This is a genomic window from Marinobacter sp. tcs-11 (assembly GCF_002049515.1).
GTDB lineage: Bacteria > Pseudomonadota > Gammaproteobacteria > Pseudomonadales > Oleiphilaceae > Marinobacter > Marinobacter nauticus.
Window position 1 is genome coordinate 1 of the sequence record NZ_LLYU01000025.1, and the last position, 11,309, is coordinate 11,309.

General features: G+C 55.5%; 9 protein-coding genes. 2 read left to right on the forward strand and 7 right to left on the reverse strand.

What is annotated here, in order from left to right; translation table 11 throughout:
* Positions 1-352 precede the first annotated feature (352 nt).
* From ARC85_RS17620 to ARC85_RS17645, 6 genes are all read right to left on the reverse strand, one after another.
* The gene (locus tag ARC85_RS17620; RefSeq protein ID WP_011786675.1) at positions 353-1,300 is read right to left on the reverse strand and encodes an HAD-IIA family hydrolase; all 948 of its coding nucleotides are present in this window, start codon (positions 1,298-1,300) and stop codon (positions 353-355) included.
* Between the two features lie 4 nt (positions 1,301-1,304).
* The gene (gene phnE / locus ARC85_RS17625; protein ID WP_011786674.1) at positions 1,305-2,120 is read right to left on the reverse strand and encodes a phosphonate ABC transporter, permease protein PhnE; all 816 of its coding nucleotides are present in this window, start codon (positions 2,118-2,120) and stop codon (positions 1,305-1,307) included.
* Positions 2,117-2,935 carry a phosphonate ABC transporter, permease protein PhnE gene (phnE, locus tag ARC85_RS17630; RefSeq protein WP_011786673.1) on the reverse strand — a complete coding sequence of 273 codons (819 nt, stop codon included), beginning with the start codon at positions 2,933-2,935 and terminating at the stop codon, positions 2,117-2,119. The genes phnE (ARC85_RS17625) and phnE (ARC85_RS17630) overlap by 4 nt, the downstream gene beginning before the upstream one ends.
* Positions 2,935-3,753 (reverse strand): phosphonate ABC transporter ATP-binding protein, encoded by an 819-nt coding sequence (gene phnC, locus ARC85_RS17635; protein WP_011786672.1) that lies wholly within the window; start codon positions 3,751-3,753, stop codon positions 2,935-2,937. Before phnC ends, phnE (ARC85_RS17630) begins: the two co-directional genes overlap by 1 nt.
* An 18-nt stretch (positions 3,754-3,771) precedes the next feature.
* The gene (phnD, locus tag ARC85_RS17640) at positions 3,772-4,719 is read right to left on the reverse strand and encodes a phosphate/phosphite/phosphonate ABC transporter substrate-binding protein (RefSeq protein WP_011786671.1); all 948 of its coding nucleotides are present in this window, start codon (positions 4,717-4,719) and stop codon (positions 3,772-3,774) included.
* A 196-nt stretch (positions 4,720-4,915) separates the two neighbouring features.
* On the reverse strand, positions 4,916-6,496 hold the full coding sequence (locus ARC85_RS17645; protein WP_278351213.1) for a beta-helix domain-containing protein: 1,581 nt from the start codon (positions 6,494-6,496) through the stop codon (positions 4,916-4,918).
* A 235-nt stretch (positions 6,497-6,731) separates the two neighbouring features.
* Here ARC85_RS17645 and ARC85_RS17650 point away from each other — a divergent pair, with 235 nt between their 5' ends.
* Together ARC85_RS17650 and ARC85_RS17655 are read left to right on the forward strand one after the other, a co-directional pair.
* Complete coding sequence (locus ARC85_RS17650; protein ID WP_286715635.1) at positions 6,732-9,056, forward strand: putative bifunctional diguanylate cyclase/phosphodiesterase; 2,325 nt, start codon at positions 6,732-6,734, stop codon at positions 9,054-9,056.
* Positions 9,053-9,934, forward strand: coding sequence for a phosphate/phosphite/phosphonate ABC transporter substrate-binding protein (locus tag ARC85_RS17655; protein WP_286715637.1), 882 nt, complete (start codon positions 9,053-9,055; stop codon positions 9,932-9,934). Before ARC85_RS17650 ends, ARC85_RS17655 begins: the two co-directional genes overlap by 4 nt.
* A gap of 47 nt (positions 9,935-9,981) precedes the next feature.
* Here ARC85_RS17655 and ARC85_RS17660 read toward each other — a convergent pair whose 3' ends face one another.
* A complete protein-coding gene (locus ARC85_RS17660; RefSeq protein ID WP_286715639.1) occupies positions 9,982-11,307 on the reverse strand; it encodes an acetyl-CoA hydrolase/transferase family protein in 1,326 nt (441 codons plus the stop codon).
* Positions 11,308-11,309: the final 2 nt, after the last annotated feature.

Genomic DNA, 11,309 nt, shown 5'->3' on the forward strand with positions numbered 1-11,309 from the left:
AGAAAACTACGAAGAAAGTAACCAGCCTGAAAAAAGAAATCAAAGCCCGTAAGGCAAAGATCGCCAAGCAGGAAGGCAAGCTGAAGAGCCTGAAGAAAAAGCTCAAGAAAGCGGCATAAACTGCCATATAGCGCGCCGTATCCGGTAAGAGTCCGGATACTTTGTTGCTAGCTATACGTAAAGAAGCCCTACCTCCGTGTAGGGCTTTTTTATGGTTCATCGCTGGTTGCTAGGACGACAGCGCCTGACCGTGTCCAGGTCGATCAGGCTTCGGCGGTTGGCGTGCTGGTGACAGTTCCGCTCATGCTGATGCGCCGCACCCGGAACCGGTTTCCCTCCTGATTGAACGACCTCAAATCATCGGAGCGATGAAGTCAGGCACAATTCCAGACTGCGCAATGCAGTCCGGAATGTTCATGCCCTGCAAGGCGCCTTCAGCCGTTATCAGCATGGTTTTCATGCCCGCGGCCTGCCCGCCCAGGATGTCCGTATGCAGCGTGTCGCCTACCATCAGGACCTCGCCTGGGTCTTTCGCTCCAAGATTCTCAAGAACCGCATCGAAGGCAGGTCTATAGGGCTTGCCGAAGAACTCCGGCTCTATGGCGGACTGGCTCATCAACCTATGGGCGAAATAACCGGGCTCCAGGGTCAGGCAGTCGCCCCGGGGAGCCACCAGGTCGGGGTTGGCCACGAGCAGCGGGCGCGGGTGGCGCGCCAGGCTCTTGGCCAGCGCTTCCTGAATCTCTTCATTCCAGCCTTCACTGCTCAGGAAGATAAAACCGTCCAGCCGGTCCAGATCGTCTGCCCGGATGCCCGGCCGGACCGGCAGCCAGTCCACCCCCAGGGTATCCGGAGCGGAGGATGCGGGTGAAAGGACACCGAACTTGCCTTTGCGGAGTTGGCGAGATAACGACTGCTCAAGCACCGAACGGCTGGAAATCAGTTGATCATGCCCGATATCGAAACCCATACCCCGGTACTTGGCGACAAGCGCGCTGTGGCTGGCCGTGGCTGCGTTGGAGAGGATCCTGACGGTCTTGCCCCGTTGCTGGAGCTGTCTGATCCGGCTTATGGCTGAAGGAAAGGCCCGGGGACCTGCGTTCAGCACGCCAAAGGCGTCGAATACAAACACCTGGAAATGGTCGAGAAGAGGTTCGAGTGATTCCAGTTCCCGGGTGCAGGGAGCCTGTTCCGGCGGCAGGCCGGCAGGCAGAGTCTTGCGGATACGCTGATATTCGGCGAACGCCCAGGCAGGGGAAGGCGTTAGGCCAGCAAAGGAAATCGGGTGGGTATCGATCATCGGCTTAGAGTACCGCCTCACGAACCTTTGCGGAAACCCATTCCGAGATCACGACGGTCCCGAGAATCACAATGAAGATCATGGCCACTTGATTCCAGGCCAGGGTGCTCAGCGAGGCGTTGAGCTGAATCCCGAGCCCGCCAGCGCCCACGAGCCCGAGAATGGTCGATTCCCGGATGTTGATGTCCCATCGGAACACACTGATGCCCCAGAACGCCGGCAGAATCTGTGGCACCACCGCGTAATCGATCACCTGGGCCCCCGAGGCTCCGGTGGCGCGCACCGCTTCCACCTGTTTATCGTCGATCTCTTCAATGGCCTCATACAGCAATTTGGCGATAAACCCGATGGACCGCAGGCCGATCGCGACGATGCCCGCCAGCAGACCGGGACCAATAATCGCCACCAGCAGGAGCGCCCAGATCAGGGAATTGATGGAGCGGGAGGCGACGATAATCAAAAGCGCCAGTGGTCTCACGAACCGGGTACTGGGGGTGGTGTTGGTAGCTGCCAGAAACGCCACGGGCACCGCGATCAGAATGCCCAGCAAGGTGCCAAGGGTAGCAATGTTGATGGTGTCCCAGAGTGGCTCCCAGAGATTATTGATGTAGCCCCAGGCCGGTGGGAACATTCGGTCGCCGATGTCGGCGGCCTGCTCCGGCGCATCACTGACAAAGGCCCAGATAGTATTCTCATTCATGACCTGCCAGCAGAAAACGGTAAGGGCAACAAGCCAGAACCAACCGACCCAGCGCAGCAGGGTCTGCTGTGGAGTCCGGAACTGCCAGGATGATGGTGCCCCGGGAACCTGAGTGTTCACTGTACCCACCTGCGGATGTATGAGGACGAGTATTCCACCACCAGAACAATGGCGATGATGATGATCAGGATGGCGCCGGCGGAATCGTACTCGTAACGGTCGATGGCGGTATTGAGGGTCGCCCCGATACCGCCGGCGCCGACGATGCCAATCACCGCCGATTCCCGGAAGTTGATGTCCAGCCGATAGAGGGATAGCCCAACAAGACGAGGCATGACCTGGGGTTGAACCGCATAGTTGACCACTTGCCACCAGCTGGCACCAGTGGCCCGGATAGCCTCAATCTGGCTACGGTCGCAATCTTCGATTTCCTCTGCCAGCAGCTTGGAAAGGAAGCCGATGGTGGCAAAGGCAAGGGTCAGAAACCCGGCAAAAGGACCAAAACCGAACATGGCGACCAGCAGTATGGCAATGATCACTTCCTGAAAGGACCGCGAGACGGTAATAATCCCGCGGCAGGCCAGGTATACCGGAGCCGGCGCCAGGTTGCGGGCCGCGCCAATACCGATGGGAACGGAAATCAGGATGCCAGCCACCGTGGACGTCACGGTCATGGTCAGGCTTTCCATCAGGCCGGCGTAGATATCATTCCACCGAGTGGTGAAGTCCGGAACCAGAAAGCCCTGCACGAATCGCCAGCCGCGCTCCAGCCCCAGATAGACCCGCTGCCAGTCGACCTCAACGGTCTGAATGGCAAGCACCAGATACACCAGGCCACCAAGCAGGATGATCTTCCGCCACAGGGGATGGGTCAGCAATACCGGTGGTCGTTTCCAGCGGGTCGGATAGGATTGGGCCATTGGCTCTTCAGCCATTACACCCCCTCCGCCAGATCGACCGCCGGGGTTTCCGGATCCGTTGACTGTTCGGCGTTGTCACCACGCAGCTGGGTCCAGTCTTCATCCCCGTAGATGGTGGTCAACACCTCGTCGGTGAGAGCATCCGGTGCGCCGTCGAACACGATTTCGCCAGCCTTCAGGCCGATGATCCGGTCCGAGAACTGTTGTGCGAGCATCACGTCGTGAATGTTGATGATCGCGGGCAGGTTGCGCTCCTGACAGGCGGTGCGAATCAGCCGCATGATCTGCCGGGAAGTCTTCGGATCAAGGGAAGCTGTGGGTTCATCCACCAGTAGCAGTTCCGGGTTCTGCTCCAGAGCCCTGGCAATGCCCACGCGCTGCCGCTGGCCACCGGAGAGCGCATCCGCCCGCTTGTTGTAATGATCGGCAAGGCCGACCCGGTCCAGCAGGGAGAATGCCTGGGCGATATCATCCGCGCTGAATTTTCGCAGGTAGGAGCGCCAAGCTGGCACATAGCCCAGCCGACCCGACAGCACGTTTTCCATCACGGTCAGGCGTTCCACCAGGGCGTATTCCTGGAAGATCATGCCAATCCGCCGCCGGGCGCGACGCAGCTCCCGACGATTCAATCCGGTCAGCTCGGTGTCGCCCAGGGTGATTGAGCCCTGAGTGGGCTCCACCAGTCGATTGATGCAGCGGATCAGGGTGGATTTGCCCGCCCCTGAAGGTCCGATCAGGCCCACCACCTGGCCTGCCGGAACTTCAAAGCAGGCATTGTGGAGGGCCTTGTCGCCGGTCTTGTAGGTTTTCGAAACCTTGTCCAGTTTCAGCACTTGGTACCGCTCGGCCTGTTAACGACAGTTGTAAGCAACACCGTTGGCTGCGTCGATCTTGCGAATCACTTCCCAGTGATTCTTGAAGGTGATTGGTACAAACTGGGCTTCACCGGATTTCGAGAATTCTTCTTCCAGCGCAGTGCCTTCCCAGTTAAAGGAGAAGAACGCGTCCTGGATTTTTTCCTGCAGTTCGGGTGTCAGGTTGTGGGCGATGCCGTAACCCGTGGTGGGGAAAGTCTGGGACTTGTAGAGACTGACAATCTGGTCTTCGCTAACCACATCCCGGCTGAGCATGCGGTTGAGCACCGAGTTTGCAACCGCCGCGGCTTTGTAGTCCTTGTTGGCAACGCCGAGGATGGAGTTGTCGTGCTTGCCGGAGAACACCGGCTCGAAATCCTCACCGGCGATCATATTGTAGTCCGCCTTGAGAATGGCAGAGGGAGCCTTGAAGCCGGAATTGGATGTCTGCGAGGTGAACGCAAGCTCGCCGCCACGGATGTCTTCCACATCATTCACACCGGACCCGGGGTAGCTGATGATTTCCATTTCATAGCCAAAGGAGCCATCAGCCGCTGCCATCATGGTAAACGGGCGGAAGCCGGCACAGGCGACGGCCAGCGGGTTGGAACCGGTATTGAAACCCGCGATATGCAGGCGGCCAGCACGCATGGCTTCGATCTGGGCTGCGTTGGACTGTACCGGGAAAAACTGGACATTCTTGCCAGTGGTGTCCGCCAGGTGGTCGAGAAACTCGGACCAGACTTCCTTATAAACGGCCGGATCTTCCACCGGGGTATAGGCAAAGACCAGGGTTGAGGGATCCACCAGCTTTGACTCGTCGGAAGGGATGTCAGCAATCAGATCACCATCGTTGTCCTGGTAACGGCTGTCAAGCTGGAAAGCGCCGTGAGCCAGCACCGGTGTGAGCATGGTGGCACAGGCCAGGGTCAGAAGCTTTTTCATTGTTTGTCTCCTCAGATCCTTAGTAATGTCTCTGAGTCAACCGTAAGCTTGTTTGATGATATTTTTGTGACAACCATTGCAGAGGCATAACCTGGAATTCTTGTACTCCTCAGCCCAAGCTCGCCCTGCTACCAACTCATCCACATTTCTGACAAGGCCATCCTTGGCTAACCATAGACGCACGGACGACTATGCTTTATGACTCCGGAAACGCGGTCCAGCCATCCAGCCAGGTGTCACTGGAGCGAGGATTAATAGCGCCCAGGTAGTCAGCAGATTCGTCGAAAAACTCCGACTTGGGTGGTCGTGTTGCTTCCATATTTCGAATAAGGCCTCTGGATCGGAAATTCGGTGAAGTCGTGCTTGTCACGGTTGGCTGCAAGCCACTTTCCGCCAGCTGATGATTGCGGTTGGCCGGGTCCTGAATCCACACCTCCTCCTGAAAGCCAAAATCATCGTCGTCAGCCTCAGGTTCTGTTGTCAGATTGCCGAGACGGCCATTGTTGGCGATAAGGTTGTGGCTAAAGGTGAGTTTTTCCATTGCCACGAGTGGCCTGACCTCATCCCGTGTATCGAGGGCCTCTATGGCAAAGCTGTCGATGATCATGTTGTGGAAATGGCCACCAGAACCTTCTCTCAGAAGCATGGCACGGTGCTGTTTAGCGGAACGGCCGGCGCCGTACATCGTTACGTTGTAGAAGGTGGGCTCTGATCGAGGTAAGGCGTTGTGGTCAGAACCATTGCTGTCGCCCTCGAAACCATTGTCACCCACATCACCATATTGCTGGATGACCGCGAACTGGACGTTACCGGTCCAACCCCAATCCCAATCGATGCTGTCATCAGCGGCGCCGGTTACCAGAATGTTTTTCAGGTCTACGGTACCACCGAACATCTCAATGCCATCGTCCAGCGCGCGATGTACCTGCACGTTTTCGACAATGGTGTCTGAGCCGCAACCACCCAGCGTAAGACCATTCAGTTCGTTGTCTTTGTAGACCTCAAAGCCGGCGAATTCGACGCGGGTAAATTGCAGTACGCCACAACTGTGGCTGTGGTCGGTACCGCCAAACTGGCCACGGAGATCCGCCTCCGTTACACCTTCTATGGCTGCGGCGGGCTGATTAACCGGCGCTTTGCCGAGCAGAACCAGGCCGCCCCAGTCGCCTCGGGTTCTCTGGCCCACGGGTTGGTGGCTGGTAAACACAACGGGCTGTTCCCGGGTTCCCCGGGCGAAGAGTCGGCCGTCCTTGGTGACGATGAGAGCAGAACCGCGTTCGCCTTCGATGGTTGCGCCCGGTTCTATGGTGAGCCTGGCGCTATCCACATAGATAACGTCATCCAGAATGTAGCGACGGCCACTTTGCCAGACGGTATCAGAGACAATATCGTCAGTAACACGGACAGCTCGATTCTCAAAAGCGGTAAAACCGGCAATCGCTGCCACAAAGGCCGCCGATATCGGGATGACGACGATACTATTGCGAGTAAGCCAGCTACGTCGTTGCGCCTTGTCAGCTGACGTTTTCGCCAGTGTTTCCGTTGGAGACTTCGCCATCAGCGGCTCACCGGGATCGTTTGCCATAATTTCCCGGGCAAGCGCCTGGAGTTCGGGCGAGCCGTTTGTTTCTACCCGCCTGAGAACATCGGCCCGATAAGCAGGCTCTCTAAGCAGGACGTTCAGATGAATAAAGTCGACACCGGGGCATTGGCCTTTGTCGATGCGGCGTTTAAGGCGCCAGAGCTTTTCTACCAGAAGGGATGATTGACCGGACATTACTGCTGCTCCGTTATGGATGGGAGCCGTACACTTAACATTGAGAAATGAAGTTCCTGTTTCAAAAGTGTGAGCCCGTTAACAATTTCGGCCTGTCATGTAACTGCCATAATTGACGTCTAGGCTTCGAAGGATCTGGGTTTTGCTGGCGAAATGCCTCACCCGATTCACAGGATTTATCCGGCCACTGGAGAGGCTGACTTTTACCTATCCCTTTTCTCCAGGTTCTAGCTTGATGACAGCGAAGTCTGATACTCCCTTGAATAGCGTTCAGCTAACCATGCTGGCACTCGGGGTTGTTATCGTTTTGTTCCTATGGGTGTTATTCCTTTGGCAGGCATCTGCAACGAGGGCGGAAACCCTCAATGCAAGACTCTTCGAGAACCGCAATCTGGCGTTGATTGTGTCGGAGAGCCTCAAGCAGATGACTGATCGAGCCAAAGCCATGGGTAGCCTGGTGAGTGACGATGTCGTCGCACATCAAGAAGCAGAAACCAGGCTCTTGACGCTTCTGGCAGAAGACCCCGTTTTCAACCGGCTCAGTGTTTACAATTTGTCTGGAGATCTGATTTACACCAGTCATTTGGGTTCGGCACGCTCAAAGCTCGGTAGTTGGTTGTCTGGAACTGAGGACCACTTTGCAGGAACTGGATTTGTGCCAGTGCTTCCCGAACGAGTTGCGGATCCGGCATACGTACCCGCAGAGCCTGCCTGGCGATTGCCATTCCTGGTTCCACTCAGACTGGCAGATTTGTCTCGCTCCTCAAGATTGATCTTGATTGAGCTGGACATCGCCTACCTGGCTGGGCTTCTACAGAATGTTGAGCTGGGCTCGGGCTTTATTCAGATTCTGGATTCCAGGGGGGATGAGTGGATGCGGGCCAATGAAAGCGGCATTGTGGTTGGAGGGCCTCAGGTGCCAAAAGTGCAGATTGCGGCTGAAGGCCGTGTTGTGACCGGCGAAGCCACGATGGAGTTGGCGGGCGAGCAATACCAATATGTTTTCGTGACCCGTCCAGCGAATGGTTTTACAGTCAGTGTGGCCCAGCCTTACTACGAGATCTTTGCACCGCTTACGCCTGGCCAGAATAAGCAACTGATTGCCAACAGCGTAATGACCTTACTGGTTTTCGGTATCGTGTTCTGGCTGATCCGGAGCCTGACCGGACAGCAAAGAGTGTTGGAGGCATTGCGGTTGTCGGAGCGGAACAACCAGCAACTGATTGAGCGCCTTGAAACCGAACATGCCCGCAGTAGCCGTGCCGCTTCGATTGATCATCTCAGTGGTCTGTTCAACCGTCGCCAGTTTCTCGATGTGGCAGATTCGCTGGTACTGGAACAGCGTCGACAGCGGAAGCTGTCAACCATGCTGTTTATCGATCTGGATCGCTTTAAATCCATTAATGATTCTCTTGGCCACCACATCGGTGACCTGCTACTGCAGGCCGTAGCCGGTCGCATTCAACGCATGCTGGGTAAAGGTGATATTGCCGCTCGTTTCGGCGGTGATGAATTTGTGGTGCTGTTGGTGGGTGATCGCAGTGAGGCCGACATCGAGCAGTGGGCCGCAGCTTTAACCGCGCATTTGTCCGCCCCCTACATGTTGGAAGGAACAGAGCTGAATACCAGTCCTAGCATTGGTATCGCCATCAGCCCTCGGGACGGCCAGAGTATTGATGAACTGACCAAATGTGCTGATGCCGCGATGTATTCGGCCAAGAAAGCTGGCCGTGGCCAGTACCGGTTTTTCGACCAGTCACTGAATGTGAGTGATGTGGAAGAATTTCACCTGGAACAAGCCTTTGTAGAGGCCCTCAAAAACCGGGAGTTTGTTCTGCATTACCAACCCCAGGTTTGCCTGGAGGCTATGGAAATTATTGGGTACGAGGCTCTGGTTCGATGGCAACATCCGGGCTTCGGCCTGCTGTATCCAGACCGATTTATTCCGGTGGCCGAGAAAACCGGCTTTGTCGTGTCCCTGGGCATGGAAGTGGTTCGACTGGCCTGTGCCCAGATATCCGACTGGCAACAGAAACATGGGATTTCGAAGCCAGTCGCAGTCAATGTTTCTCCGATACAGCTTGCTCAGCCGGGTTTCTGCAAAGACGTTCTGGCGACGTTGGCGGACTACGGTTTGACCACCGACTTGCTGGAACTGGAAATCACGGAAACTGCTATGCTGGAAGGCCGGGCAGTTGAGAGCCTGCATTGCCTCAAGGCGGCAGGTATCCGCCTCAGTCTTGACGATTTCGGCACCGGTTACGCGGGGTTCGCCCACCTGGAGGCGGTACCGGTAGACAAGCTCAAGATTGACCGAAGCCTGATTAACCGCATCTCAAACAGCCATGATGACAGTCCGATCGTGTCCTCTACCATTATTCTGGCCAAGCGCATGGCGCTCAAAGTGGTGGCCGAGGGCGTGGAAACCCGTGAGCAGCTGGTTCACCTGAAAGTCGCCGGCTGTGACATTGCACAGGGCTATCACCTGGGGCGCCCCATGCCAGCGGAGAAGATTCCTGAGTTCCTGAGAACCTTCGCAGAAGAGGAAGCCAGAGCATGAGGTTGCTGACGTTAATTCTCGCGTTCGCATCGCTCGCCTTTGCATCGTTTTATAGTTGGGGAGCCGTCCGAGAGGTCAAAAACTGCAACATGAACAGATTGACCTTCACGATGATCCCAAAAAAAGATATCGACCAGCAGGCCTCTGAATATCAGCCGTTGATTACGCTGCTAGAGCAGGGGCTTGGGATGCCGGTAGAACTGGTTAGAGCCACCTCTTACGAGAGCGTGATGGACGGTGTACTCTCGGGCGGTGTCGACCTGGCCGTTATGGGGCCGGCATCCTATGTTATCGCCCATCGAACAGACCCGGGTCTGGATGCCTTCGCTTCTCTAACCACCGAGGCCGGGCTCTTTACACCCGAGGGGAGTTTCTATTATTCGTTACTGGTAGTTCCAACGGCAGCGGGGATAAACAGCATTGAGGACCTGAGAAATACCAGGATACTGCTGACAGATCCTTCCAGTACATCAGGGGCTATCATTCCCAAAAACGAGTTTGCAACCACGATCGGCGAGCCATTCTCCGATTTCTTTGGAGCCAACATATACGCGGGTAGCCATGACAAGGCATTGATGGCGTTGCTGGACAACAAGGCGGAGGCTGCCTTTGTCTCCAGCTCAAGAGCAGATGAAGCGCTCAGGCGCGGCATGATTGCGGAGGACACCCTAACGGTTCTCTGGCGTTCGGTACCGTTACACTATGACCCTTTTGTATTCCGCAGTGGAATTTGCGAGGACGTTCGGAGCCGGGTCATTAATCTACTGACAACGCCTTCGCCAATGCTCTCGGAATACCTGAATACTCAGCGAGCGGTGGGAATAAACCTCGTGACATATGATGATTACCGGGCGATTGAGGCCGTTCTAAACAACTAGCTTGGTATTATCCAGCGCTCTGATTTCAGTGGTCCGATCTATAGTGCCTATATCCATCCAAGTGATGTTGCCTCTCGCTCAAGTTGCTCGCGAAATTCGGGGCATGCAAGTTGTATGAGAGCCTTGGCTCTTTGAGGAATAGAAAGGCCTTTGAGGTTAACACAGCCATATTCCGTCACTACGAATTGCACATCATTCCGGGGGTCTGTGACGGCACCGCTGAGTAGACGCGGGACGATACGGCTGACAGAGCCCGATTGAGCGGTTGACCTTAATGCAATGAAAGAGCGGCCGTTTCTTGCAGCGTAAGCACCACGAACAAAATCGAGTTGGCCACCGGTGCCTGAAAAGGGGCGATCGCCAATTTGTTCAGAATTGATCTGGCCAGTCAGATCTATTTCGAGTGCTGAATTTACAGACACCATGTTGTCGTTAAGCCGAATGATGTCTGGATTGTTTACCCAGGACGCAGGGTATCCAACGATAGCAGGGTTATCGTCAAGGAACTCGTAGAGCGCACGGTCTCCGAGAGCGAAGGTGAAAATGTGCTTGTGTTGCATCCATGTCTTGCGTCGACCATTCAAGATCCCGGCCTGAATCAGGGGAACCATTGCCGGGGAGAACAGTTCGCTGTGTAGCCCCAGATCTTTGTGCTGCTTCAACCCCGAGAGCACGGCATTTGGTACTCCGCCCACTCCGATCTGTAAGGTGTCCCCATCGTTAATCCGTTCGATGATCTGCTGCGCAATCTTTCTATCGACCTCTGTGGGCGCCTTGGGGATTGCCTCTACCAGCGGTTGATCGTGCTCAATGATGTGGTCTATTTCTGAAATATGGACGGAACATTCACCAAAGGTTCGAGGCATATACCGGTTGACCTCGACAATGACTTTCCTTGCTTTTCGGATCACCGACGCTCCGTAATCAGCGTTGGTGCCGAGGCTGAAATATCCATGGCGATCCATCGGCGATACGGTCACAAAAAAACATTCCGGATCTATGTGCTCTGTCAGCAGGCGGCCGGCCTGGTGGAGCATTGCGGGTACGAATTCAATCCAATTTGTAGAGTTGGATTGTGCAATGGCAGCCCTGTCTGAATGGCTTAGAAAGAGTGGACGAGGTGTTACGAGATCAATGAGATCTGGAGCTAAAAGAGTTTGCTGAAGATGTTCCGTACCATGCAGATAATAGACGTTTAACGGACCAATCAATCGATCTCTGAGGGCATCTGCAGTGGCTGCCATCAATGCCGGCGGTTGCGCGGCGCTCATTCCGAGAATCAGGTTTCTGCAGCCTGAAATGGTCTCGACCGCTTCATGGGCAGACAACTTCCGTTTTAGATAGCTGGCTAGCAATCCTTCATCGGTATCCACTT

Bases quoted from the DNA above. Each gene is read 5' to 3' on its own strand.
- ARC85_RS17620 (WP_011786675.1), bottom strand. From the start codon at position 1,300: ATGATCGATACCCACCCGATTTCCTTTGCTGGCCTAACGCCTTCCCCT.
- phnE (WP_011786673.1), bottom strand. From the start codon at position 2,935: ATGGCTGAAGAGCCAATGGCCCAATCCTATCCGACCCGCTGGAAACGA.
- phnD (WP_011786671.1), bottom strand. From the start codon at position 4,719: ATGAAAAAGCTTCTGACCCTGGCCTGTGCCACCATGCTCACACCGGTG.
- ARC85_RS17645 (WP_278351213.1), bottom strand. From the start codon at position 6,496: ATGTCCGGTCAATCATCCCTTCTGGTAGAAAAGCTCTGGCGCCTTAAA.
- ARC85_RS17650 (WP_286715635.1), top strand. From the start codon at position 6,732: ATGACAGCGAAGTCTGATACTCCCTTGAATAGCGTTCAGCTAACCATG.
- ARC85_RS17655 (WP_286715637.1), top strand. From the start codon at position 9,053: ATGAGGTTGCTGACGTTAATTCTCGCGTTCGCATCGCTCGCCTTTGCA.